Below are 26,263 nucleotides of genomic sequence, written 5' to 3' on the forward strand. Positions count from 1 at the left end.
GTCATGATCCGTGTATATGCACCCGCTTCAATCGGGAATTTTGCTGTCGGCTTTGATGCACTAGGTGCCGCGCTGGCACCTATCGATGGTACGTTATTAGGTGATGTTGTAGAGGTGAGTGCCGCTGAGCAAGATACTTTTGTATGCTCTGGCGACTATGCCCATAAACTGCCTGCTAATGCTGAAGAAAACTTGGCTTATCAATGTTTAATTCATTTTAAAGAACACGTTGCGCCGGCTATGCCAGCGGTAAAACTTGAGCTTAAAAAGAACCTACCAATTGGCTCAGGTTTAGGTTCAAGTGCTTGTTCTGTGGTGGCAGCATTTGCTGCCCTTGATAAATTTGCCGAAACCAACTTATCTCAAGAGCAACTTATCGAGTTGATGGCTGATTTTGAAGCCATTGTTAGTGGCGGCCGTCATTACGATAACATCACACCCTGTTATTTAGGTGGCTTGCAATTAACTGGTGAACTGATTCCGAACAAGTCAATTTCGTTACCCGTTGATAATCAATGGTATTACGTAGCGGCTTTTCCAGGTTTTTCACTGAATACTGCAAAAGCGCGTTCGGTATTGCCAACGCAATTATCAATGCACGACAGTGTTGAGTTTGCACAGCGACTGTCTGCATTTAGCAGCTTACTGCTTACTGGTCGCTTTGATGCTGCGTTATCAATTATGACAGATGAAATCGCTGAGCCACATCGCGCACCATTAATCCAAGGTTTTGCTGAAGCTAAAAGTGCCTTGCCAGAGCTTGGCGCAGAGATTGTCAGTATTTCTGGTGCTGGCCCAACATTATTTACCGTGTGTAAGAGTCTTGAAGCTGCTCAAAAGTGTGCAGCTTGGCTGAATGATAATTACGTAAATGAACAAGGTTTCAGCCATATCTGTAAACTTGATCAGCTTGGCACACGACAGCTTTAAAGATTTTAAGGAATAAACATGCAATTACATAATTTAAAAGATGAAACACAACAGGTGTCGTTTGTTGAAGCGGTAAAAACGGGGTTAGGGCGTAACCAAGGGGTGTTCTTCCCTGAAAGCCTAACGCCAATTCAAGACATTGATGCGTTACTTGATTTAGACTTTGTTAGCCGAAGCAGCAAGATTTTATCGCACCTAATTGGCGATGAACTACCTGCCGATACCGTTGCACAGATGGTACAAAATGCCTTTAACTTTGATGTGAAACTGGTTGAAGTAGAAAAAGATATTTATTGCTTAGAGCTATTTCATGGTCCAACACTTGCGTTTAAAGACTTTGGTGGCCGTTTTATGGCTGAGTGTCTTGCTCAATTTAACCAAGGCGAAAAAGTCACTATTTTAACGGCAACATCGGGCGACACAGGGGCTGCGGTTGCTCATGCATTTTATAATAAGCCAAATATCGATGTCGTGATCTTATACCCGAAAGGTAAAATTTCATTAGCGCAGCAAAAGCTATTTACAACGTTAGGCAATAACATTCATTGCTATGCTGTTGATGGTAGCTTTGATGATTGCCAAAGCATGGTAAAGCAAGCTTTCTTAGACGATGAAGTTAAACAAAAGCTAGGTCTAAATTCTGCTAATTCAATCAACATCAGTCGTTTAGTTGCACAGGTTTGCTATTACTTTGAAGCCATTGCCCAATTACCTAAAGAGCAGCGTAGTAAAGCGCATATCTCAGTACCAAGTGGTAACTTTGGTAATGTGTGCGCTGCGATGATCGGTGCTGTGCTTGGTATGCCAGTAGCGAAACTAAGTGCTACAACTAACCAAAACGACACTGTTCCACGTTTCTTACAAAGCAAAGAGTGGGCACCGAATGACACGCTTGAATCGTTATCGAACGCTATGGATGTGAGTAAACCGAATAACTGGCCACGTGTTCAGTTTATGTTGGATAACAAATGGTTTAGCTATGATGACTTTTATTCAAGCTGTGTTGGTGAAGAAGAAACAAAAGAGGTGATGAAAAAAATTCATCAAACGGGTTACATCGCAGAGCCTCATACTGCAATTGCTTATCAAGGATTGAAAGAAAATCTAGCAGATGGCAGTGCAGGTATCTTTTTAGCGACTGCACACCCAGCTAAATTTAAAGACAGTGTAGAAGAAATTTTAGATATCGAACTGCCTATGCCGAAACCACTTGCTGATGCGCTAGCAAATGAGTGTTTGGCCGAAGATATTAAGTTTGATTATCAATTGCTTCGAACTGAGCTGTTAAATAAATTAGCATAACCTTGATTATAGAGCGGCTAAGCCGCTCTTTTTTATGCTGTCTTTTAATAAAGCCCTCAATGAAGTAACGAATGGCTATGACGGTTTAAAATCCGCATGCCTAGAATGACCCCTGCCGAGATACACAGCAAAATACTGATCACCGAAACGAGTTCATTTTGCGTCCATTGCATCAAGGTGAATGCCGAAATAAAAATGATAAAAGGTTTAAATTCATAGTAATAGCGACGTTTTCTTTGCTTGACTCGCTGGCTTGAATGATCGGTTCTTCTGGCTTCAGAACGCATCCGCCAAATGTTAGCACCTAATAAAAATAAGATTACACCGATTAATGTAGGCACATAATTATTGGCTAATGTGATACAACTGATGCCGAGAAAAAAGTATCCGTAGGGGACTAATTCGTATATTGGTTTAGCTAACATGTACTTATACCATCCTTGATATTGACTAGTTATATAAGCTTAGTTTGCCCTAATAAAAACGCAATTTAACAGAGCGATTTTTTGTTTAAGTGACATTTTAAATATCTATGAAATATTTTAAATTTATAAATTTTTGTTATGTATCAATAAAAAAATATCATTATTAAAACACTGTGAAATAAATTCAATCCCTGTTTAAATATGTTCATCTTTACAAGATAGGCAAAAGTGCGTTTTAAGCGTACAATACAGCCTTTAAAAAACACCATACACGTTGCCTTAGGAGACCCCATGTTAGAACGTAGCATGAATATTTCGGATTTCGATCCAGAGTTATTTGCAGCCATCAATAAAGAGACGGCTCGTCAAGAAGAGCACATCGAACTGATCGCGTCTGAAAACTACTGTAGCCCACGCGTACTTGAAGCGCAGGGTTCTCAGCTTACCAACAAATATGCTGAAGGTTACCCAGGCAAACGTTACTATGGCGGTTGTGAGCATGTTGACGTTGTTGAGCAACTAGCTATTGACCGTGCAAACGAATTATTCGGCACAGATTACGCTAACGTTCAACCACATGCGGGTTCACAAGCAAACGCAGCTGTTTTCCAAGCACTTCTTCAGCCACACGATACAGTACTAGGTATGAGCTTAGCTCATGGTGGTCACTTAACTCACGGTTCACACGTTAACTTTTCTGGTAAAACGTACAATGCAATTCAATACGGCCTAAACGATGAAACAGGCGAAATTGATTACGCTCAAGTTGAAGCACTTGCATTAGAGCACAAGCCAAAAATGATCATCGCTGGTTTCTCTGCATACTCAGGCGTTGTTGACTGGGCTAAATTCCGTGAAATCGCTGATAAAGTAGGTGCATACTTATTCGTAGATATGGCTCACGTTGCTGGTCTTATCGCAGCGGGTGTATATCCAAGCCCAATCCCTCACGCACACGTTGTTACAACAACAACTCACAAAACATTAGCAGGTCCTCGTGGCGGTCTAATCGTTTCTGCATGTGGTGATGAAGAGATCTACAAAAAGCTAAACAGCGCTGTTTTCCCTGGTGGTCAAGGTGGTCCTTTATGCCACATCATCGCTGCTAAAGCGGTTGCTTTCAAAGAAGCATTACAGCCAGAATTCAAAGCGTACCAAGCACAAGTTGTTAAGAACGCACAAGCAATGGTTGAAGTACTGCAAGAGCGTGGCTATAAAGTTGTTTCTGGTAAAACAGACAACCACTTATTCCTTCTTGACCTAATCGATAAAGATATCACAGGTAAAGATGCTGACGCTGCACTAGGTAATGCAAACATCACTGTTAATAAAAACTCAGTACCAAACGACCCACGTTCACCGTTTGTAACGTCTGGTCTTCGTATTGGTTCTCCGGCTATTACTCGCCGTGGTTTCAAAGAAGCTGAGTCAAAAGAGCTTGCAGGCTGGATCTGTGACGTACTAGACAACATCAACGATGAGTCTGTACAAGCAGAAGTAAAAGAGAAAGTTAAAGCTATCTGTAAAAAATTACCAGTTTACGCTTAATTACTGGTTAAACCGTAATTAAGATAACAATAGCGTTGTTTTTTGCTATTATAAAGGCCGCTTACTAAGCGGCTTTTTTTTGTTTTTTATAAACGGAAGTTGAACCCTATGCATTGCCCTTTTTGCACCGCAAAAGATACTAAAGTAATTGATTCTCGACTTGTTGGCGGTGGTCACCAAGTGAGACGTCGACGTGAATGTAACGAATGCCATGAGCGCTTTACCACCTTTGAAGGCGCTGAACTTGTGATGCCAAGAGTCATCAAGCAAGACGGTAGCCGCGAACCATTCAATGAAGACAAGTTACTGAATGGCTTGCATCGCGCTTTAGAGAAACGCCCAGTGAGCACTGAGCAGGTCGACGAAGTCGTTAACATCATTAAATCTCAACTTCGTGCTACAGGTGAGCGTGAAATCTCTAGCCATTTAATTGGCGAGTGCATCATGGAGTCACTGAAGAAACTCGACAAAGTGGCCTATGTGCGTTTTGCATCGGTTTATCGTTCATTTGAAGATATTCGCGAGTTTGGTGAAGAAATCGCTCGTTTAGGTGATTAATCATGTCGTTTACAGAGCTTGATACGGCTTACATGGCGCGTGCCATTGAGCTGGCTAAACAAGGTCGTTTTACTACGACGCCAAACCCGAATGTTGGCTGTGTTTTGGTTAAAGATGGCGAAATAGTCGGTGAAGGGTTTCATCAATTAGCAGGGCAGGGCCATGCTGAAGTGAATGCCTTGGCTGTAGCTGGCGACAACGCGAAAGGAGCCACTGCCTATGTGACTTTAGAGCCTTGTAGTCATTATGGACGTACTCCACCTTGTGCCGAAGGTTTAAAAGCCGCGGGTGTAAGCAAGGTGATTGCCGCTATGGTTGACCCAAACCCTGCGGTGAGTGGTCGCGGCCTACAAATTTTAGCCGACGCAGGTATTAGCGTTGCATCAGGTTTACTTGAACAACAAGCGCGCGATTTAAATAAGGGCTTTTTAAAGCGTATGGAAACTGGATTGCCATATGTGACTTGTAAAATGGCATGTAGTTTAGATGGTAAAACCGCGCTAAATAACGGCCAAAGTAAATGGATAACAGGCCCTAAAGCGCGCCAAGATGTGCAAGCATTTCGTGCACAAAGCTGTGCTATCTTAACCGGTGCAGACACCGTTATTACTGATAATGCCAAACTTAATGTTCGTGTTGGTGAGTTGCCATTTACCATGCCAACATCGTTGCCTTTGCGCCAACCAACCCGAATCATTATTGACTCACAAAACAGGTTAACGCCTGAGCTTGCGTTATTCAGCATCGAGAGCCCGGTGATAATTTTTACCACTTCGCTTGATAATCACACCAAATGGCCTCACTTTGTTAAACACGAAGTAGTACCAGCAATTAACAATAAAGTTGATTTATCGGCGGTTTTAAAGCGTCTTGCTGAACTACAATTTAATCATATTTGGCTCGAAGCGGGTGCAACCCTTGCTGGTGTGTTCGCAGAGCAAGATTTAATTGACGAATACATTGTTTATATTGCCCCTAAGTTAATAGGTGATATGGGCAAAAGCTTACTAAACTTTGCAGAAGTCACCATGATGAGTGATATCACTGAACTGACCTTTACTGATACAGTGATGATTGGCGATGATATTCGCTTAACAGCGATAAAAGCAAAGCAAGCCACAGACATTGAAAATAAAGAGTAGCACTATGTTTACTGGAATTATTGAAGCAACAGGTAAAATTGTTGAACTAACACAAAAGCAAGGTGATCTAGCTATTCGTATTCAAAGCCCTAATTTGGATATGAAAGACGTCAAGCTCGGTGACAGTATTGCCACCAATGGTGTGTGTTTAACGGTTGTCGCTAAACATAGCGATGGTTTTAGTGCTGACTTATCAAACGAAACAATTAGCTTAACTGGGTTTGCACATTATAAAAAAGGTCAAACAGTTAACCTTGAAAAAGCCATGCAACCGGTTTCTCGCTTAGGTGGGCACTTAGTGTCAGGGCATGTTGATGGTATTGCGACTGTCGAAAGTATTAGTCCCAATGCTCGTGCAACCGAGTACTGGTTAAGCACAGACAATGATTTAATGAAGTACATTCCGTACAAAGGTTCGGTGTGTATTGATGGCATTAGCTTAACCGTTAACGAGGTTGAGCAAAATCGCTTTAAGCTGACGATTGTTCCGCATACTGCAGAGCAAACAACGATTGCAGAATTTCAGGTGGGGACTCAGGTGAACTTAGAAGTTGACCAGATTGCTCGCTATTTAGAGCGCCTAATTAAAGGGGCTGAACAACCTTCCCGTTCAGACATATCAATGAGCTTGCTAGCACAAGCTGGCTTTATTAAATAAGCACAGATACGTCACTATTAATCATACTCTCATGGGCACATTATGAATTTACACAGCGCGCAAGAAATTATCGATGACATTAAAGCCGGTAAAATGGTTATTTTAATGGACGATGAAGACCGAGAAAATGAAGGCGATTTAATTATCGCAGCAGAGCACATTAGTGCTGATGCTATCAACTTTATGGCAACACATGGCCGTGGTTTAATTTGTTTAACAATGACACAAGAGCGTTGTCAGCAGTTAGAATTACCACTTATGGTGAAAAATAACGGTGCTGCTTTTTCAACTAACTTCACAATGTCGATTGAAGCGGCGAAAGGTGTAACTACAGGTATTTCAGCGGCCGACCGCGCCCGTACCGTTCAAGCTGCAATCGCTAAAGGTGCCGTGCCGAGCGATATCGTACAGCCAGGGCATATTTTTCCAATTATGGCGCAGCCTGGTGGCGTTTTAACACGTGCAGGTCATACTGAAGCGGGTTGTGATTTAGCGCGTTTAGCAGGTCTTGAGCCTTCATCTGTGATTGTTGAAATCTTAAACCCAGATGGCACCATGGCGCGTCGCCCTGATCTTGAAGTATTTGCTAAAGAGCATGACTTAAAGATTGGCACCATTGCAGATTTAATCGAATACCGAAACCTAAACGAAACCACCATTGAGCGCGTTGCTAAATGTAAACTGCCAACAGATCACGGTGAGTTTGATTTAGTGACCTACAAAGACACCATTGATGGTCAGCTTCACTATGTTTTACAAAAAGGTGAAGTATCGAAAGATGAACCAACGTTAGTACGTGTTCACTTACAAAGTACCTTTAACGATATTCTATTATCAGATAGAAGTGCTGATCGTAGCTGGGGCTTATCAGATGCTATGGCTTATATCGCTGAGCACAACGGTGTGCTGGTTATCTTGGGTAAACAAGAGTCAACAGAAGACCTAGAAGCAACCGTTAAAGCCTTTGCCGCTGAAGATGCTGGCGAAAATGTGAGTCATCGTAAATTCCAAGGTACATCGCGTACTGTGGGTGTGGGCTCGCAAATTTTGGCTGATTTAGGTATTGAAAAGATGCGCTTAATGAGCCGTCCTAAGAAGTACCATGCGTTATCTGGTTTCCACTTAGAAGTGGTTGACTATGTTGAGCCACAGTCTTAGTTAGGGAAAACAGATTTACTAGGCTACTTTTATATTTTTGTGGTATTATGCGCCGTAATTTTTGCGCAATCGCAACCGCTTAAACTTATTTTTTAGGGTTATTAAATGAAAATTATTGAAGGTAACAAATACGCACCGGGCAAAAAATTTGCCATTGTCATTTCTCGCTTTAATGACTTTATTGGTAGCAGCCTATTAGCAGGTGCTGTTGATGAGCTTAAGCGCACAGGTGGCGTATCTGAAGACGACATTACAGTTGTTTACGTACCAGGTGCCGTTGAATTACCTTTAGCAGCGAAACGCGTTGCGGCAAAGAAAGAACACGATGCAATCATCGCTTTAGGCGTAGTGATCAGAGGTGGTACACCACACTTTGATTTAGTCGCTGGCGAATCAAACAAAGGTCTTGCGCAAGTATCTCTTGAGTATGATATCCCGGTTGCATTTGGCGTATTAACCACTGAAAGCATTGAGCAAGCAATTGAGCGCGCAGGTACCAAAATGGGTAACAAAGGCGGCGAAGCTGCTTTAGGTGCGCTTGAAATGGTTAATGTGTTAGACAAAATTTAAGTTTAAGGAATCTCTGTGAAACCAGCAGCAAGACGTAAAGCACGTATCTTAGCACTTCAAGCCGTATACTCTTGGCAGTTAAGCGGTAACCCAATTGCTGATATTGAACAGCAAATGTTAATTGAAAATGATGTGACTAAGATCGACGTCGAATATTTCAAAGACCTAGCACGCGGTGTTGTTGTTAACTGTAAGCAATTAGATGAAATCGTTGCTCCACATTTAGCACGCCCAGCTGATGAGTTAGACATGGTCGAAAAAGCAATTTTACGTCTGTCTGGCTATGAGCTGAAATTCCGTGAAGACGTACCTTACAAAGTGGCAATCAATGAAGGCATTGAGCTTGCTAAAATGTTTGGTGCTGAAGACAGCCATAAGTTTGTCAACGGTGTACTTGATAAAGCAGTGAAAGAACTGCGTAAGTAAGTAGCCCCGTAAAGGAGAGCCGGCTTGGGCCGGCTTTTTTGTGTATGAAGGAATTTGAACTAATCAATCGTTACTTTAAGGGTCGTGGCATTATTCGCCGTGATGTGAACCTTGGTATTGGTGACGATTGTGCCTTAGTAACTGTGCCTGAAAACTGTCAATTGGCGGTAACAACAGACACCTTAGTTGCGGGCGTACACTTTTTTGATGACATCTCTGCGCGTGCCCTTGGGCATCGAGCTTTAGCTGTTAACTTAAGTGATCTTGCGGCAATGGGCGCTGAACCTACGTGGATTTCGGTAGGCCTTACGTTGCCTGAAGCAAATATAGAGTGGCTTGAAGAGTTCACTGAAGGCATGCATGAAATTGCAGAGTACTTCAATGTGCAAATCATTGGTGGTGATACCACTCAAGGCCCTTTAACTATTACGATTTGTGCTAAAGGCATCGTGCCTGAAGGCAAAGCACTGCGCCGTAGCGGTGCTAAAGTTGGCGATTGGATTTATGTAACAGGTCCGTTAGGTGATGCTGGTGTAGCCATTGAAGCTCGTAAACAAGGCCTCGATATCGCCCCAGAACACTTAAGCTATTTAAATAATCGTTTTGATTATCCGACTCCACGTGTTGCAGCCGGTCAGGTTTTGCGAGGCGCTGCCTCTGCAGCAATTGATATTTCCGATGGATTATTAGCTGACTTAGGCCATATTTTAGCGCTATCGCAAGTTAGTGCGGTGATCAATGTTGATAAAGTGCCTGTTTCTGATGCATTAAATTCGTCGATTCCACGTGCAGAGCAATTTGACTACATTTTAAATTATGGTGACGACTACGAGCTGCTGTTTACTGTGCCAGAAAGCAATAAAAGCATGGTTGATATGAAACTGCGCCAATATGGTGTTGAAGCAAGTTGTGTAGGTCAAATTAAAAGTGGCGAAGGTGAGATTGAGCTATTACTCGATGGTGAGCAATTTAATTATCAAGGTAAGGGCTTTCAGCACTTTACGAAGGAGCCGGTTTGAGCAGTAACCGATTATTCAATTTAAAACGCCCACACCAATTTTTTGGTTTGGGTTTTGGCTTAGGGCTTGCCCCTAAAGCACCTGGCACCTTTGGTACCTTTGCTGCCTTGCCATTTATTTTCACCACGATGTACTTTCCGCTGTGGTTACAGATTGTGTTTGCAATCGTGATCAGTGTATTTGGTATTTGGGCATGTGGTAAAACAGCAGATGACTTAGGGGTACATGATCATCCAGCCATTGTTTGGGATGAAGTTGCTGGTTATTATATCACCATGATTGGTGCTGCACTGAGTTGGCAGTCACTGTTGGTTGGTTTTTTATTGTTCCGCTTTTTTGATATCGCTAAACCAGGTCCTATCAGAATCCTAGATAGACGTTTACACGGTGGCTTGGGCATCATGGCTGATGATATTTTAGCAGGTATATTTTCATTAATTTGTGTTCAAGCCTTGTTTAAAGCAGGCTATTTGCCTTTTTAAACGATGAGTTAAGTGTTACTTGGTGGCAAGTATATGATGCGATTTCTAGTTGTCTGTTTGTTGATGCTTTGCAGCACGCCTGCGTTTGCATCTATTACTGACTATGTCGTCAAACAGTGGAACATCCAAAATGGCTTGCCATCGCAATCTTTAAAAAGCATTGCTCAAGATGAGCAAGGTTATATGTGGCTGGGCACTCAGTTTGGCTTAAGCCGCTTTGATGGTAACACTTTCACTAACTTCAATACGCAAAACAGCGATTTCCTACCAAGTAATGGTATTAATAAGCTCTTAGTTGATAGTACTGGGTTACTTTGGGTTGGTACCAAAAATGGCTTGGTAACACTTGATCCTAAAACCATGATGTCGCAAACCTTTAACGTTAAAGGTCCGGTTCGCGATATTCTTGAAGACTCCAAAGGCAGTATTTGGATTGCAGCGAATGGCCTTTATTACGTTGCTCGAAATCAAGTCACACTCAATCAAAACTCAGCTTTAATTGTACCGGTATCTAATGCCACTGCTATTACGCAAATTGTGGGTTCAGTGAGCCAAATGGCGTTGTCGCCAGAAGGCATTTGGCTGGTCAATGAGCGTCATTTATTGCGTTTAACCAATACCTCTTCTGACTTTGCAAAGTTACGATTAGAGCTGACTGCCAAAGTTTCATTACCTGAGCGTTTAGCACAAACCATTATTCATGACATGGCTTGGCTAGAAGGGAACTTGTACCTTGCTTCAGAGCTGGGTGCTTACTTTCTTGATTTAGATGACGAGCTGCGCCCATTCCCACTGCCAAATGCCAGTAATTCTGCCGTTTATAAGTTTATGAGCGACTCAGATGGTGCGCTTTGGATTTCGACCTATGGGCGACTGTTATTTCGTGATAACTCAGGAGATTGGCAATGGGTTGAGCCAAGCCAGCTCGATCAAAGCATTTGGTTTGCCGATATTTTCCGTGACAATCAAAATAACATTTGGCTGGCAAGCTTCAGTGAAGGCTTATGGCTTGCTCACGAAGGACGTATTGAACGTCACTCAGCTATCTCAAATATGACCGAAGCGGTGATGGCAATTAGCCAAGCACCTGATGGCAAATTATGGGTGGCTAACCGCAGCGGTGTTGGCTACTTCGATTACAACAAGAATTTTGTAAATCAAATTCCGAGTAATCAGTTTGGTCGAGCAGCAGTGCACGACTTACAATTTGACGGTGATCGTTTGTACATCGCAACAGGCCGCGGTGTGTTTTATTACGAAAACCAAAACTTGTATACGGTACCGGGGCGAGCACTGCGCGATAACCCAGTATTCGCAATTAGCCGTTCTAGCAAAGGCGGTTTTTGGCTCGGTACAGGCCGTGGTATGTACCGCTTAAGCTACGGTGGTTTAACACCCTTTGCATACAATGCATTCTTAAGCAGTAAATTTATTACCTATGTTCTGGATGAGCAAAACTTTGGCTTAATTGGCACCAGTAAAGGGGCTTATTACTTTACCGACCGCGGGATTGAAAAAATTGGCGACCAAACCAGCTTAGAAAGTGCCTACGTTACCAGTATTTTGAATATTGAAGGGGTGGGGATATTAATTGGCTCACTTAACGATGGTTTATTTTATCGCAGTACCAAAGGTCAGTGGCGTCAGTTAGATGCGACAGATGGTCTGCCGTATGGCTCTATTTTTAGTCTTGTTTACGATAAGCAATTAAAACGTATCTGGGTCAGTACCATGAAGGGTGTATACCGCATGCCAGTCGAGCAGTTTGGTACTGATATCGAGAGCTTAAAAGTAGAGCAAGTGATCTCATCGTTCGACCGTCAACTTGATGGTAAAGCAAGTCAGTGTTGTGCTGGCCTGGGTCATGACGCTGTAGCAGATACCGGTAACTCTATTTGGTATCCAAGCCTACAAGGTGTGGTAGAAATACCAAAGAGCGTTGAGCTTTTTGGTGTTCAAGCTCTTAAGCCTCGTATTGAAAGTTTGATCACGCCGCTTCGTCATTTAAGTACGGCTACTTTAGGCAGTAAGCCAGAGCTACATATTGATGAACGCGATGTAACGTTAAAATACACTGCGATTGATTATTATGCCCCTTCAAGTATCGAGTTCCGTTACCGTTTAAGTGGCTTAGACAGTGACTGGCGTTATGCCAATACTCGTCGTGAGGCAATCTATACCAACTTACCACCGGGGTCGTTTTTATTCCAACTTGAAGCAAAGCGCCGTGGTGAAGATTGGCAAAAAGCACGTCGTACTGAGTACAGCTTTGTAGTGCCGCGCCGTTTTGATGAGACTATTTATTTTAGACTCTTAATTACTAGTAGCTTTATTTTACTGTTCTACCTTGTATTTTGGGTATTTAGAGCGCAAGAGAAACGTAAGCAATTAGCCCTTGAAAGCTTAGTAACAGAACGTACCGTAGAGCTTCGAGAAGCTAACGATAAGCTTAACCAAGTGAATTCACAGCTTAAGCTAGTAAGTCACTCAGATGAGCTTACAGGCCTACGTAGCCGACGCTTCTTGTTTGATCAGCTCCCTAAAGATATCGAACACTTCCAGCGTAACTCGCAATCATTGCAAGCGCAGGGTAAGTCACTCGTGCTATTGATAATTAACTTTGATAACTTTAGTCGCATTAATGATGCATATGGCCCGCTTGCTGGCGATAGCTGCTTACAGCAAATGGCGACTTTATTGAATAGCCGTACTCAAGGTTCTGACTATGTTGCACGCTGGAGTGGCGATGAGTTTTTACTCTTACTACGTGATTTCAAACGCACAGCGATAGACAATTATGTGGCCGATTTATGTGAAGCAATTGCAGCAAACCCATTTAGATTACCGAATGGAGAATCGACCACGATTACTGCATCTATTGGCTGGTCTTTCTATCCATTACCTTTACTGGGGGGCCAAGTTATTGGTTGGGAAACCTCAGTTAACCTTGCTGATATCGCACTGCATCAAGTTAAAAAGCGCGGTGGTGATGGTGTAGCAAACATTACCTTTGACGAGCAATTAGATGCCTTTGAATTCGAACAAAGCCACAATGTTGATCAGCAGCTTAGTGCACTACAAGCTAATGGCTTAGCCGATATTAAAATTTGGATGCGATAGGAGCGCCATACCGTGTTTCTGATAGGGCGCATCCTTAGCTATATTTTTATGGCTTTTAACTGTATTTATCGGTAGCTGTATAAGTATTCTGCAACCATTTCTGCGTTGGCAGGAACTGCAGTCTCAAAGCCATAGTAGCTGCCATATTTTGGACGAAGTGCATCCGTTGCTCGTTTTGCTATTTCACCGTACCAAGTTGGTAACATAATGGTGTGTGCATTTATCTTTGCGACATCAACCCCGTACCCAAAAGGTACTTCACCCATAGCTTTAGCTACCTCTTTTTTCAAATCAGCAATAAATTTTAGATGAAAAGCAAAGTCATCATGTGAGCCTATATTGCCATGTCCACCATTGAAAAAATCCCATTTTAATGCGTCTGCTGTTTTTAAGTTATGCTCTAGATATGTGAAGCGCTCTGAGCCTGCAAAATTCCAAAAAGGAGGTTGATCTGCATTCAGTAAATCAGGGGCATGGAGTACACGTTCATTCACTAAAAGCCAAGCTGAGTGATCATCAGTATGTGCGGCATGTTCGAAGCCATGAAGTTGAACTTCTAAGTCTTCGAACTTAAAAGTATCGTTTGGCCAGTTAAGTACTTTTGTTGGTTTCTTTATGTTACTTCCCAGTAATTCCATTTTCTTATTTGTTGCTTTTGATGCAATAATTTCAGGTTGTTCTTTTTGAGACTTTTTAAGTAACTTTAATAAATCATCTGCTGCTGAAATATGATCAGCATGGTCATGAGAATAGACAATTGCTGTTATAGGTTTATCGGTAATTGATCGAATAGATTTTAAAATTGGCTCTGCTCTTTGCTCTAATGGATCGAACAAAAGCACACCTTTATCACCGATATAAAAAATCGTGCCGTAGAACCCTGATTGATACCAATAAGTATTCTCTGTGATGCGCTGAAGGATATAAGGTGTTGTCATATTTAAGTTAAATAAATTTGCGACCTTTTCACCTGGAGCAAGAACTTTACTACTAGATTGTGGTACATAGTGAGCACCAACGGTTGAAGGAGCTTCAGCAACAGAACTCACTGCTGCTAAACTTGTAGATAATAAACTGAATAGAAATACTGATTTAGTAAAGCTATTTTTTATAGACATAATAGTCTCCGTTTGTTTTTAGTGTCCTAATTTTGTGCGATTGTATAGAGCGTTAATCTGTTGATAAACTGCATATTAGTTAATTAACTATTGCGCAACTTGAGATAATGGATCGAATAACAGCTGCAAAAGTATTTATTGAAATAACTGAGCAGGGTAGCTTTACAAAGGCTGCAGCTAAACTAAATATGTCAACAGCAATGGTAAGTCGCTACTTATCTGAATTAGAGCAATGGTTCGGTACACGATTAATGCATCGAACTACCCGCGTGATAAGTTTGACAGAAGCTGGAACTGCAACTTTACCAGCGTGTCGTAAGATGCTTATGGCTGTTGCTGAAGCAAAGAATTTAGTCATTGAACAAACGAAAAAAGCCAAAGGTGTTCTTAGGGTTGCGACGTCTGGCTCATTTGCGGACGCATACCTTGTTTCTGCCTTAGTTGAGTTTCAAAAGCTACATCCGGAAATAGAAATTAGTTTATCTGTTGGCCATACAATATCTAATCTAGTAGAGGATAGGATTGATTTAGCTGTAAGAGTTACTAATACACTCGATCCAACTATGATTGCTGTTCCTTTAACGTTATGTAATTCAGTTTTGTGTGCCGCGCCTGAATACCTTGAAAAATATGGAACGCCTACTTCTTTCGAGGAATTAAGTGAACATAGATGTGTTGCTCATTTTTCTGGCTCGCGCAAAAACTATCGCTTCATTAAAGGTGAAGATATTATAGAAGTGCCAGTAAAAAGGTACTTTGAAAGTAACGAAACTAATGTAATAACACGGGCTGTTTTGAGTGGGGCTGGAGTAGGAATGTTGCCTACATTTTATGTAGGAAAGCATCTTAAATCAGGCAAGCTCGTTAGGATATTACCCCAATTCCAGCCAGAACCCCTCGGTATTTATGCAATTTACCTGAGCCGTCATCACCAACCCTTGTCTTTAAGGTTACTTGTTGAATTTCTTAAATTGCAGTTTAAAGATGCAGCAGCACCTTGGGATCACGAGTTAGGAGTTATTCCCAGTAGGGTAGAGAACAAAAAGGAGCCTTAAGGCTCCTTTATAGTGAATGCTGTTTGGCTTAAGCCATGAACTTTTTGATGCTAGTTAAAATACCATTTGCATCTAGGCCCATTTCGGCGTGCATTTCATCTTGCGTACCATGCTTAATAAACTCATCTGGAATACCTAAGTTTAAGATAGTCACATCCGCTTTGATTGCAGCTAAGTATTCATTCACAGCAGAACCAGCACCGCCAGCAATGGCGTTGTCTTCTAGGGTAACAATGACATCATGGCTGCTGAGTAATTTACTGATAGCGTTAGTATCAAGAGGCTTGATAAAGCGCATATCAATGACTGTTGCGTTAAGCTCATCAGCGGCTACTTTGGCGTTCTCTAACAGCGTACCAAACGACAAGATGGCCACTTTATTACCTTGTTTGATATTACGCGCTTTACCGATTTCAATCGCGCTCATTGTTGATTCAACCTCACACGTGCCGGCACTACCACGTGGGTAACGAACAGCAACTGGTTGATTGCATTGGTAGCCAGTGTAAAGCATTTGGCGGCACTCGTTAGTGTCGCTAGGCGCCATGATAATCATATTAGGAATACAGCGCATAAAGCTTAAGTCATAGGCGCCTTGGTGAGTTTCACCATCAGCACCAACAATACCGGCACGGTCAATAGCAAATAAAACGGGTAAGTTTTGTAATGCTACATCGTGGATAAGTTGGTCGTACGCACGTTGTAAAAAGCTTGAATAAATAGCAACAACAGGCTTCAACCCTTCACAAGCAAGGCCAGCTGCAAGCGTTACAGCATGTTGCTCGGCAATTGCTACATCAAAGTATTGCGCTGGGTACTCTTTAGAAAAACGTACCATGCCTGAGCCTTCACGCATTGCAGGGGTAATTGCCATTAACTTGGTGTCTTGAGCCGCCATATCACATAACCAATCACCAAACACATTTGAGAATGTGGCAGCGCCTGGTTTTGATTTTGGTAATTTTGACATGCTCGGATCAAATTTTGGTACGCCATGGTAACCAATTGGATCCGCTTCAGCTGGTTTATAACCTTTGCCTTTTTGCGTTTTAATATGCAGTAACTGCGGGCCTTTAAGGTTACGCATATTACGTAAGGTATCAACCAACATATTTACATCATGACCATCAATTGGGCCGATGTAGTTTAGGCCTAATTCTTCAAAGAACGTGCCTGGAATGACCATACCTTTTAAGTGTTCTTCCATGCGGCTAGCAAGTTCTTTCACTGGCGGTAAACCTGAAAGCAGCTTTTTACTGCCTTCACGAATATTGGTGTAGAAACTACCAGATAAAATACGGGCAAAGTGATTGTTTAGTGCACCTACGTTTTCTGAAATCGACATTTCATTATCGTTTAAGATAATTAACACGTTAGGGTTTACATCACCCATGTGATTCATTGCTTCAAATGCCATACCCGCCGTAATTGCACCATCGCCAATAACCGCTACAGTTTTACGATCTTTACCTTCTTTTTCAGCGGCAATGGCCATGCCTAAGGCTGCTGAAATTGAGGTGCTCGAATGGCCTACACTGAAAGTGTCGTAAGGGCTTTCTTCACGGAATGGGAAAGGGTGCAAACCGTCTTTTTGACGAATAGTATGCATTTGGTCACGGCGACCCGTTAAGATTTTGTGCGGGTATGCTTGATGACCCACATCCCATACTAAACGATCTTCAGGAGTGTTATAAACATAATGCAGCGCAACGGTTAGTTCAACAGTGCCTAAACCTGATGCTAAATGACCACTACTTTGCGAAACCGAGTTAAGTAGGTATTCGCGTAACTCTTTACTAAACGCAGGTAACTTGTCTTGCGCTAAATCACGCAGTTGTGCTGGTTCGTCAACCAAACTTAATAATGGATACTTGCTACTATCAAGTGTCATGATTTTTTATACATCCTTCGCTAACCAGAGTGCATTATAGCCCATTGCCGCTCTGATTTTTTAGTTATTTTGTCTTTCTTTTTTTGGCATTAATAATTACGTTCAACGATATAGCTAGCAAGGCTCGCCAGCTCGTTGGTGTCGTAATCAATAGCCTCAAGAGCTTGATGAGCTTGAGCCAGTAAATCTTGTGCTTTTTGCTTTGCGCCAGCCATACCTAATAAAGCAGGGTAAGTTGCTTTATTAGCTGCAATATCTGAACCTTGTGGTTTACCCAATGTTTCAGTATCAGCTTCTACATCAAGGATATCGTCTTGTACCTGAAAAGCCAGTCCTATTGCTTGGCCAAATAGGTTTAATTGCGCGAGGGTATGTTCATCGCAATTTTTAGCACACAACGCACCAAGTGTAATTGCACAATTAAGTAATGCGCCTGTTTTTAGCTGGTGAATGCGCTCCAGCTGTTCAACAGTAATTTGTTTATCGGTCGCTTCGATATCCAGTGCTTGCCCACCTACCATACCCTCAATACCTGAGGCTTTGCTTAACGAGGCTATCATTTTTACTTGTTGCGTAGCTGAAACTGCAAATTGATGGTTAGCGATTAAATCAAATGCCAGTGTTTGTAATGCATCTCCGGCAAGTATGGCTTGCGCTTCCCCGTAAACAATATGACAGGTAGGACGGCCACGTCTTAAGTCATCATCATCCATGGCAGGTAGGTCATCATGGACTAATGAGTAGCTATGAATACACTCAATAGCAGCGGCAAGAATATCAAGATCGGCTTTATCTGCGCCCATCATTCGGCCAGTTGCATAAACAAGATAAGGACGTAAGCGCTTACCACCATTTAAAACACCATAATGAGTGGCTTCTTTGATGGTTTTTTCGGTATTAAGTGGTCGTTCGAAATAGCGATTTAAATGTGCTTCAACGTCTTCTCGAGCGCGTTGTAGTTGTTCTTTTAATTGCACTTAATTAGTCCAGGTTTGAATCAAAATTGCTAAGAGGCGCTTGGCTATCGTTGCCCATTAATATGGCAACCTTTTGTTCGGCTTGTTGTAACTTACCAGATGAAGCATTTGCCAACGCAATGCCGCGTTCAAACTGTTTGAGTGACTGCTCTAGGGACAGTTCACCTTGCTCCATTTGTGCAACAATTTGAGATAATTCATCCAGTGCTTCTTCAAAGCTTAAGTTTTCTGGTTTCTTTGTTGCCATTGTGGCCTCGATAGCTGTTAGAAAGTGAGGCCAATTTTAGGGGGAATGCTAAACTAGGTCAAAGAATGATGTGTTTTTTTACGCATAATCCATTTTCAATATGCTATTTTTACGGTTTTAGATACAGCTTAAACTTGTAGCTTAAAAATCTTACATTAAAATAAAATTAATTCATTTAATGATTTAAGTATTTCAACTGCTTGCCGATAAGCAGTTAATAATAAAAATTTGATACCTGAGGGTGTCGTGTAATTGTTCCTCTGGAGGGGTATGTGGATTTAGCAACCATAATAGGTATTCTTGGTGCCATAGGCTTAATTGCTATGTCGATGGTGTTAAGTAGTGACGGCCAAGTTGCAATGTTTTACAACACGCCTTCGGTGGTCATTGTATTTGGTGGTTCGATTTTTATCGTATTATCGAATTTCACTATGGGGCAATTTTTGGGCATAGGTAAAGTCGCTGCAAAAGCCTTTATGTTCAAAATCGAATCTCCAGAAGAGTTAATTGAAAAAGCAGTGGAATTAGCTGACTCAGCACGTAAAGGTGGTTTCTTAGCATTAGAAGAAGCCGAAATCCCCAACGGTTTTATGCGTAAAGGGGTCGATATGTTAGTGGATGGTCATGATGCTGATGTTGTTCGTGCCACCCTACAAAAAGATATTTCTCTTACTGCTAACCGTCATGAACTAGGGGCTGGGTTATTCAAATCACTTGCGGATATCGCTCCTGCGATGGGTATGATCGGTACGCTAATCGGTCTGGTTGCTATGTTATCAAACATGGATGACCCAAAAGCAATCGGCCCTGCTATGGCGGTTGCACTTTTAACTACTCTCTATGGTGCGTTCTTAGCAAACGTTGTTGCTATTCCAATTCAGGTAAAACTAGAGCTACGTAAAGACGAGGAAGCACTTAACCAGCGTTTGATTCTCGACGCGGTACTGGGTATTCAAGATGGTCAAAACCCGAAAGTAATAGAAGGTATCTTGAAAAACTACTTAGCCGAATCAAAACGTAAAGTTGATACCGAGGAGTAGGGTATGTCAGATCAAGAGTGCAAATGTCCACCTCCAGGTTTACCCGCCTGGATGGGAACCTTCGCAGATTTAATGTCATTATTAATGTGCTTCTTTGTACTCTTGCTTGCCTTCTCAGAAATGGACGTACTGAAGTTTAAGCAAATTGCCGGCTCTATGAAGTTTGCTTTCGGTGTACAAAATAAAATTGAAGTAAAAGATATTCCAAAAGGAACCTCGGTCATTGCTATGGAGTTTACTCCGGGTAAACCTGAACCCACTCCTATTGAGACAATTCAACAACAAACCGTAGAAATGACACAACAAATGCTTGAGTTTCAAGCTGGTGATGAAAGCTCTGCCGGTGGTCGACAAGAACAGCGCGGCAATAAACGTGGTGGTGAATCGCAAAGTACGGCGCAGCAACAAGCTTTAGAACAGTCAATTTCAGCAGCTGATCAAGAACAAACAAATGAACTTGTGAAGAAAATTGCCCAGCAACTAGAACAGCAAATTATGGATGGTGCGATTGAGCTTGAGTCATTAGGCCAGCAAATTATTATTCGCATTCGTGAGAATGGTTCATTCCCATCAGGGAGTGCTTTTTTACAGCCAAAATTTAAACCTATTATTCGTGATATTGCTACGCTGTTAAAAGATGTGCCGGGTGAAATAACCGTGTCAGGGCACACTGATGACTTCCAAGTATCGAATGAGCTTTATACTAACAACTGGGATTTATCATCAAAGCGTGCGGTGGCAGTTGCCAGTGAAATGGAAAAAGCGCCAGGTTTTGATAAGTCTCGTATGATGGTGGTAGGTCACGCAGAAACCAGACCCCTTGTACCGAATGTGACCGATGAAGACCGTAGGCGAAATCGTCGTGTTGAAATCTCTATCATGCAAGGCAAAGCACACGAATCTGACCCTATTGATGTAAGGCAATAAATCAATTAAAGTGAAACTTCATTAACACATGTAATGGAGTATAAAAATGAAAAAAGTTGATAAATATAGCTATATGCCTGGTAATGGTGATGGCGACGATGATGGTAAAACAGAATAAGGTTCGTTAATTTTGCCTGATTGGTTTGTATATACCATCTCAATTTTGAGTAATAGCTGGGTGTTCATTCTGAGCCCAGCTATTTTCGTTTTCTACCTCCGTAAAGATTGGCAGGCATTCCACTTCACCGTAATAACAGCATGTTTCTTTTTATACGGTACCTTAATTCATGGCACTTTACGTGAGTTTGATGACATCTATATCTGGCGCTATGTAGTTTGGGCTTTTAATGATATTGCTTGGATGGCAATCATTGCTTACTTAGGTATTAAAGATAAAGTCTACTTATGGCAAAGTGTTTTAGGGCAGTTGGTTGTGATAATGGCGCCCATTTTACAGTTGTTCCGTTTAGTTGACCGCCACCTTTGGGATTTGTCATACAGCACTTATATGTATAAGACCCTGCTACCGTTAATTAATATTGGTACTGTGGTCGTCTGTTACCTACCACTTATCTACCTTTTTACTCGACGAAGCCAGCAAGCTTAAGGCGTTTCTTCATTAAAAATCCTGTGTTAGACTACTGTTTATAAAAACAGTATTTAGTGTTGCGTTATGAAACTTTACATTGCCGAAAAACCATCCTTGGCGCGAGCCATTGCAGATGCACTGCCAAAACCACAAAAAAAGCATGATGGCTATATAGAACTAGGTAATGGTGATTGTGTCTCATGGTGTATTGGTCATTTGCTTGAACAAGCAGAACCTGATGACTACGATGCAAGTTTTAAAAAGTGGCGGTTTGAGCATTTACCTATCGTGCCTGAACAATGGCAATTAAAACCTAAAGCAAAAACGCGTAAACAACTTACTGTATTAAAAAAGCTCATTAAGCAGGCTAGTACAATAGTTCATGCTGGCGATCCTGATCGCGAAGGCCAGCTATTGGTTGATGAAGTGATCGAACAGGTTAAACTTAGCCAAGCCAAAAAACAGCAAATTCAACGACTCTTGATCAGCGACTTAAACTTAAGTGCAGTTAAAAAAGCGCTGAATAATTTAAAGTCGAATCGCGATTTTATTCCATTGAGTGTATCTGCTTTAGCTCGCTCACGTGCCGATTGGCTATTTGGCATGAATTTAACTCGCGCTTATACGCTTGCTGGGCAAAAAGCTGGGTTTGGCAATGTGTTATCTGTTGGGCGTGTTCAAACGCCTATTTTAGGTTTAGTCGTTAATCGTGATAATGAAATCGCTAATTTTGTAGCAAAACCTTTTTATGAAGTATTAGCTCATCTTGAAACTCAGCAGCAGCAAGCATTTTCTGCAAAGTGGCAGCCAAGTAAAGCATGTGAACCTTATCAAGATGAAGAAGGGCGAGTATTGCATAGAGGGCTTGCTGAAAATGTTGTGTCACGCATAACTAATCAACCGGCTAAAGTAGTTGAGCTTGAGCAAAAGCAAAAAAAGCAACAAGCGCCACTGCCTTATAACTTATCTGCTTTGCAAATTGATGCGGCAAAAGCGTTTTCTATGCCTGCACAAAAAGTGTTAGATACCTGTCAAAGCTTGTATGAGCGCCATAAGTTAATTACGTACCCTCGTTCAGATAATCGCTATTTACCAAAAGAGCATCATAAAGATGCAGCGAGGATTATTGCAGCCATCGCCAGTAATGAAGGTCAAGCAAGTGAAGCTTGCATGCAAGCTGATACCAGTAAGCGGAGTAAATGTTTTAATGACAGCAAGGTTGCAGCTCACCACGCTATTGTTCCTACCGAAAAACAGCTTCGCTCAGTATCATTAAATAGCGATGAACAAAAAATCTATCGCTTGATCTGTCGTCATTATTTAATTCAGTTTTATCCAGACTATATATTTAACGAAACTAAAGTAACGGTTGAAATTGCGGGTGGGCTTTTTAAAGCAGCTGCTAAGCAAGATGTTAGTTTAGGCTTTAAAACATTAATGGGCAAAACAGAGTTAAAAAATGAGCAAACCTTACCTGCACTTGAAAAAGGTCAGCCACTGCATTGCAATCAAGGTGAAGTGGTAGACAAAATGACGACACCGCCAGCGCATTTTACTGATGCTACCTTATTGAGTGCTATGACAGGCATCAGCCGCTATGTGAAAGACCCAGAAATTAAAAAGATCCTCAAAGAAACCGACGGCTTAGGCACTGAGGCTACACGGGCTGGTATTCTTGAGCTTTTATTTAAACGCCGCTTTTTAGAGCGTCAGGGTAAAAACATTCTAGCTACCGCAACAGGCAAAGCTCTTATAAGTACATTACCAGAGCAGCTTGCTAGCCCTGACTTAACAGCTAAGTGGGAAGCATCGTTAGGGAATATAGCTGAGCAACACATGAGTTATCAGCAATTTTTAACGCCATTGTTGGCAGAGTTACATGCTTTAGTTGAGCAAGCTAAGCAGTGCGACAGCCAAGTCTTTGCTCAGTTGCCAAAAACGCCGCAAAAGCGACGTTTTAAAAGAAAGGCTAAACCCAGAGCTAAGTCAGCCTAAACTATTTATTTTTTGTTGAATAGGGCAACCGCAGCATTACTCATCGCTGTAATCCCAGTAGGAAGCGCCTTCTTGTAATCAGGTGCAAACTTACTTGAGTGTAATGAAGGTAATGTTGCGCCAGATTGCATTGCTGCATCATATTGATTAGGTTCAACACCGCCTAACCAAAACAAAGTAATTGGCACGTGCTGTTCTGTACGACCGTATAAACCAAAGTCTTCACCAGCCATGACTGCTTCAGTTTCAAGTACATTGTCTTCACCAATAGCATTAGCAATTGCTGAACGCACTATGTTGGTTTGAGCTGGATTGTTATAAGTCGAAGGAATTGACTCATCTTCATGCACATATACTTCAGGTGCTAAGCTTTCATCAAGTCCTGCACTTAATGCAATACCTTTAGAAATTCGTTTAATCGCTGCGATTTGTTGTAAGCGAACTTCAGGGTTATAACTACGCAATGTAAGTTGTAGTTTTACTTCATCAGAAATGACATTGTGTTTAGAGCCACCATGAATTGAGCCAACGGTAATCACTGACGGTTCAAGTGGTGACAATTCGCGACTAGTAATAGTTTGCAGTGCCAGCACAATACGTGAAGCAATCACAACAGGGTCGATTGTTGTATGTGGATAGGCACCGTGACCGCCTTTACCCTTTACAGTAATATCAACAGAGTCAACACTTGCCATCGTATATTCAGTTTTCATGCTAACTTTACCAGCAGGAACACTCGCACTTACATGTAAACCAATAACATGGTCTGGAGTAGGGTACTTAGTAAAAAGCCCTTCTTTAAGCATTGCTTTTGCACCACCGCCAACTTCCTCTGCAGGTTGTGCGACCATCATTAGCGTACCTTGCCACTGATCTTTATGTGTCATTAACTGTTGTGCTGTGCCAATAAATGAACTCATATGAATATCATGACCACAACCATGCATTACGCCAACAGTTGCACCAGCATCATTTGTTACAGTCACTTTAGAGGCGTAAGGTTTTCCTGTTTGCTCAACAATTGGTAATCCATCAGTATCTGTGCGGATCATTACTGTAGGGCCATCACCGTTTTTATAAATACCAACAACGCCGTAACCACCTACATTATCAGTAATAGTAAAGCCCAGCTGTTTTAATTGCTTTGCTAGCTTTTGGCCAGTTTCTTTTTCGTGGTAAGACAGCTCGGGAGATTGATGTAAATCTAAATAAAGCTTTTCAATCTCAGGCATAGTTTTTTGAAGGTTTAAATCGAGCGTTGTTGCTTGTGCTAATGGACTAAGAAGTAATAAAGCTGCAGAAATAGCAGATAATTTCATAATGACCTCGACCCGTGGGGCTTGTAATTGTTATGTTTGCCACTATATAAAAACCTAAATACTTATATAGTGCAATCGATCAAATGAATAATATGATAAAACTTACCCAGCAAAATTTGCAGCAAGCACTGGGTGAAACGTCCGCTGAAAAGCTAGTGCTACTTACTTTTTACTCTGCGCAAAACCCAGAATGTCATCAGCAAGCTGCAATTTTAGAGAAAATAGCAAATGAGTATGGTGAGCATTTATTAGTAGCGACATTAGATTGTGATGTTGAGCAAGCCCTTGCAGGGCAACTTGCGCAGCAAATTGGTTTACAAGCATTACCTACGCTTGTGATGTTAAAAGATTCAGCGCCTGTCGATATGTTACCGGGTGCTCAAACAGAGCAGCAAATTCGCGATGCGCTAGGCAAACATTTACCAGCTCAACACGAGTTATTACTAGAGCAAGCTAAGCAAGCGTTAATTAATCAAGATTTAAATAATGCTTTTAACTATGCAAAGCAGGCTTATGAGCTTGATCCAAACCATACACGTGTTAAGTTAGTTTTAGCTGATATCTGTATTCAAATTCATAAATTAGAAGATGCACAAGCATTATTAGATTCGGTTGCAGAAAACGAACGTGATGCGTATTTCACAAATATTCAAGCAAAGTGTGAACAAGCATTAGCTGCAACAGATTCACCTGAAATAAAAGCACTGCAGGATAAAGTTGAAAAATACCCAAATGATTTAGAGATAAAAGTAGAACTAAGTAATGCTCTTAATAGTGCGGGTCGTAAAGAAGAAGCTTTAGAGATGTTATTTAATGTACTTAAAAAAGATCTTAACTACGCAGATGCAAAACCAACCTATCTAGAAATTATCGCTTCTTTACCTGATGGCGATGCCTTGGCATCTAAGTATCGTCGTAAGCTATATAGTATCTTGTACTAATTAAGAGTTGATTGATAAAAGCGCCACTAAAAATAGTGGCGCTTTTTTTATTTAAAAACTTGCGTATTACCTATTATCGATAATAATTAAGATCCTCTCGAGAAAAGTTGACTGTATTTTGTACAGTAAACTGTGTTTTTTACTGCCTTTAGCTTGTTTTTTGCGCGAAAGGTAAGTTTTTAGTAGTTTTCTACAAAAAGTGCTTGCGTTAATTCTTCGCATCTCTATAATGCGCATCCACTGACACGGCGGGCAGCAATGAAAAGCGCTGAACAAGGTGACAGAGAGTTAAGTAAAACTTGGGTTTGAAACGGTCTAAAAAGAAAGTTTAAAATTAAGTGTTGACTCGAAAAATTAAGGATGTATTATACGCATCCCTAGCGACAATGTCGCAACGTTCTTTAACAATATAAAGCAATCATCTGTGTGGGCACTCGTACAGATTGAGTTCTAACAGCGAAGCTTAGTTTACTAAGTGACGCAAAAAAATTTAGAGTCTCAAATGTAACTGAGTGACCAACGGAAACAAGTTTACTTGTTTCAGCACAGTCAATTCGATATCGAAAGATATTAAAATTCAGAATTCATTGAGCACGAAACTTCGGTTTCAAAAAACTTTTAATTGAAGAGTTTGATCATGGCTCAGATTGAACGCTGGCGGCAGGCCTAACACATGCAAGTCGAGCGGAAACGAAGAGGTGCTTTGCACCTCTGGCGTCGAGCGGCGGACGGGTGAGTAATGCTTGGGAATATGCCTTATGGTGGGGGACAACAGTTGGAAACGACTGCTAATACCGCATAATGTCTACGGACCAAAGTGGGGGAC

At 41.6% G+C, this 26,263-nt stretch carries 24 protein-coding genes and 1 rRNA gene; 19 read left to right on the plus strand and 6 right to left on the minus strand.

Features of this window, described 5'->3' with window-relative positions; all coding sequences use genetic code 11:
• Positions 1-3 precede the first annotated feature (3 nt).
• Both thrB and thrC read left to right on the plus strand, forming a co-directional pair.
• Positions 4-930: a homoserine kinase gene (thrB, locus tag NFU46_RS18275; protein WP_058586208.1), complete on the plus strand. Its 927-nt coding sequence runs from the start codon at positions 4-6 to the stop codon at positions 928-930.
• 18 nt (positions 931-948) lie between these two features.
• A complete protein-coding gene (thrC, locus tag NFU46_RS18280; RefSeq protein WP_062566081.1) occupies positions 949-2,232 on the plus strand; it encodes a threonine synthase in 1,284 nt (427 codons plus the stop codon).
• A gap of 56 nt (positions 2,233-2,288) precedes the next feature.
• Here the strand turns inward: thrC and NFU46_RS18285 are convergent, their stop codons facing one another.
• The gene (locus tag NFU46_RS18285) at positions 2,289-2,657 is read right to left on the minus strand and encodes a hypothetical protein (protein WP_251603867.1); all 369 of its coding nucleotides are present in this window, start codon (positions 2,655-2,657) and stop codon (positions 2,289-2,291) included.
• Positions 2,658-2,948: 291 nt separating this feature from the next.
• Here NFU46_RS18285 and glyA point away from each other — a divergent pair, with 291 nt between their 5' ends.
• From glyA to NFU46_RS18335, 10 genes are all read left to right on the plus strand, one after another.
• Complete coding sequence (gene glyA, locus NFU46_RS18290; RefSeq protein ID WP_054562665.1) at positions 2,949-4,205, plus strand: serine hydroxymethyltransferase; 1,257 nt, start codon at positions 2,949-2,951, stop codon at positions 4,203-4,205.
• 108 nt (positions 4,206-4,313) lie between these two features.
• Complete coding sequence (gene nrdR, locus NFU46_RS18295) at positions 4,314-4,763, plus strand: transcriptional regulator NrdR (RefSeq protein ID WP_054552576.1); 450 nt, start codon at positions 4,314-4,316, stop codon at positions 4,761-4,763.
• A gap of 2 nt (positions 4,764-4,765) precedes the next feature.
• Positions 4,766-5,905 carry a bifunctional diaminohydroxyphosphoribosylaminopyrimidine deaminase/5-amino-6-(5-phosphoribosylamino)uracil reductase RibD gene (gene ribD, locus NFU46_RS18300; protein WP_251603871.1) on the plus strand — a complete coding sequence of 380 codons (1,140 nt, stop codon included), beginning with the start codon at positions 4,766-4,768 and terminating at the stop codon, positions 5,903-5,905.
• A gap of 4 nt (positions 5,906-5,909) precedes the next feature.
• Entirely contained in the window at positions 5,910-6,563 is a 654-nt protein-coding gene (locus NFU46_RS18305) for a riboflavin synthase (protein ID WP_054562663.1), read from the plus strand.
• Positions 6,564-6,605: 42 nt separating this feature from the next.
• Entirely contained in the window at positions 6,606-7,721 is a 1,116-nt protein-coding gene (ribBA, locus tag NFU46_RS18310; protein ID WP_175080281.1) for a bifunctional 3,4-dihydroxy-2-butanone-4-phosphate synthase/GTP cyclohydrolase II, read from the plus strand.
• Between the two features lie 105 nt (positions 7,722-7,826).
• The gene (ribE, locus tag NFU46_RS18315) at positions 7,827-8,291 is read left to right on the plus strand and encodes a 6,7-dimethyl-8-ribityllumazine synthase (protein WP_054562661.1); all 465 of its coding nucleotides are present in this window, start codon (positions 7,827-7,829) and stop codon (positions 8,289-8,291) included.
• A 15-nt stretch (positions 8,292-8,306) separates the two neighbouring features.
• A complete protein-coding gene (gene nusB, locus NFU46_RS18320; protein WP_054552571.1) occupies positions 8,307-8,717 on the plus strand; it encodes a transcription antitermination factor NusB in 411 nt (136 codons plus the stop codon).
• A gap of 44 nt (positions 8,718-8,761) precedes the next feature.
• Positions 8,762-9,736 carry a thiamine-phosphate kinase gene (thiL, locus tag NFU46_RS18325; protein WP_054562660.1) on the plus strand — a complete coding sequence of 325 codons (975 nt, stop codon included), beginning with the start codon at positions 8,762-8,764 and terminating at the stop codon, positions 9,734-9,736.
• A complete protein-coding gene (locus NFU46_RS18330) occupies positions 9,733-10,218 on the plus strand; it encodes a phosphatidylglycerophosphatase A (protein ID WP_054562659.1) in 486 nt (161 codons plus the stop codon). Before thiL ends, NFU46_RS18330 begins: the two co-directional genes overlap by 4 nt.
• A 33-nt stretch (positions 10,219-10,251) precedes the next feature.
• A complete protein-coding gene (locus tag NFU46_RS18335) occupies positions 10,252-13,338 on the plus strand; it encodes a ligand-binding sensor domain-containing diguanylate cyclase (RefSeq protein WP_251603874.1) in 3,087 nt (1,028 codons plus the stop codon).
• A 65-nt stretch (positions 13,339-13,403) separates the two neighbouring features.
• On the opposite strand, the gene NFU46_RS18340 is transcribed toward NFU46_RS18335, so the two are convergent.
• A complete protein-coding gene (locus tag NFU46_RS18340; protein ID WP_251603876.1) occupies positions 13,404-14,456 on the minus strand; it encodes an MBL fold metallo-hydrolase in 1,053 nt (350 codons plus the stop codon).
• A 107-nt stretch (positions 14,457-14,563) separates the two neighbouring features.
• Between NFU46_RS18340 and NFU46_RS18345 the strand changes: the two genes are divergently transcribed.
• Positions 14,564-15,511, plus strand: coding sequence for a LysR family transcriptional regulator (locus NFU46_RS18345; protein ID WP_251603879.1), 948 nt, complete (start codon positions 14,564-14,566; stop codon positions 15,509-15,511).
• 28 nt (positions 15,512-15,539) lie between these two features.
• Here the strand turns inward: NFU46_RS18345 and dxs are convergent, their stop codons facing one another.
• From dxs to xseB, 3 genes are all read right to left on the minus strand, one after another.
• Positions 15,540-17,402, minus strand: a complete 1,863-nt coding sequence (gene dxs / locus NFU46_RS18350; RefSeq protein ID WP_251603880.1) for a 1-deoxy-D-xylulose-5-phosphate synthase — start codon at positions 17,400-17,402, stop codon at positions 15,540-15,542.
• Between the two features lie 89 nt (positions 17,403-17,491).
• Positions 17,492-18,379 (minus strand): (2E,6E)-farnesyl diphosphate synthase, encoded by an 888-nt coding sequence (ispA, locus tag NFU46_RS18355; protein WP_251603882.1) that lies wholly within the window; start codon positions 18,377-18,379, stop codon positions 17,492-17,494.
• 4 nt (positions 18,380-18,383) lie between these two features.
• Entirely contained in the window at positions 18,384-18,626 is a 243-nt protein-coding gene (gene xseB, locus NFU46_RS18360) for an exodeoxyribonuclease VII small subunit (RefSeq protein ID WP_054552565.1), read from the minus strand.
• A gap of 272 nt (positions 18,627-18,898) precedes the next feature.
• Here xseB and pomA point away from each other — a divergent pair, with 272 nt between their 5' ends.
• From pomA to NFU46_RS18380, 4 genes are all read left to right on the plus strand, one after another.
• Positions 18,899-19,666 (plus strand): flagellar motor protein PomA, encoded by a 768-nt coding sequence (pomA, locus tag NFU46_RS18365; protein WP_054552564.1) that lies wholly within the window; start codon positions 18,899-18,901, stop codon positions 19,664-19,666.
• 3 nt (positions 19,667-19,669) lie between these two features.
• Complete coding sequence (locus NFU46_RS18370) at positions 19,670-20,593, plus strand: flagellar motor protein MotB (RefSeq protein ID WP_251603884.1); 924 nt, start codon at positions 19,670-19,672, stop codon at positions 20,591-20,593.
• Between the two features lie 130 nt (positions 20,594-20,723).
• The gene (locus NFU46_RS18375) at positions 20,724-21,200 is read left to right on the plus strand and encodes a hypothetical protein (RefSeq protein ID WP_251603886.1); all 477 of its coding nucleotides are present in this window, start codon (positions 20,724-20,726) and stop codon (positions 21,198-21,200) included.
• A 66-nt stretch (positions 21,201-21,266) separates the two neighbouring features.
• The gene (locus NFU46_RS18380; protein WP_251603887.1) at positions 21,267-23,177 is read left to right on the plus strand and encodes a DNA topoisomerase III; all 1,911 of its coding nucleotides are present in this window, start codon (positions 21,267-21,269) and stop codon (positions 23,175-23,177) included.
• 5 nt (positions 23,178-23,182) lie between these two features.
• On the opposite strand, the gene NFU46_RS18385 is transcribed toward NFU46_RS18380, so the two are convergent.
• Positions 23,183-24,496 (minus strand): M20 family metallopeptidase, encoded by a 1,314-nt coding sequence (locus NFU46_RS18385; RefSeq protein WP_251603889.1) that lies wholly within the window; start codon positions 24,494-24,496, stop codon positions 23,183-23,185.
• Between the two features lie 83 nt (positions 24,497-24,579).
• On the opposite strand from NFU46_RS18385, the gene NFU46_RS18390 reads away from it, so the two are divergent.
• Both NFU46_RS18390 and NFU46_RS18395 read left to right on the plus strand, forming a co-directional pair.
• Positions 24,580-25,437: a tetratricopeptide repeat protein gene (locus tag NFU46_RS18390; protein WP_251603892.1), complete on the plus strand. Its 858-nt coding sequence runs from the start codon at positions 24,580-24,582 to the stop codon at positions 25,435-25,437.
• A gap of 619 nt (positions 25,438-26,056) precedes the next feature.
• Positions 26,057-26,263, plus strand: a 16S ribosomal RNA gene (locus NFU46_RS18395); the annotation flags it as partial.

It is taken from the genome of Pseudoalteromonas sp. NCCP-2140 (assembly GCF_023708065.1).
Lineage (GTDB): Bacteria > Pseudomonadota > Gammaproteobacteria > Enterobacterales > Alteromonadaceae > Pseudoalteromonas.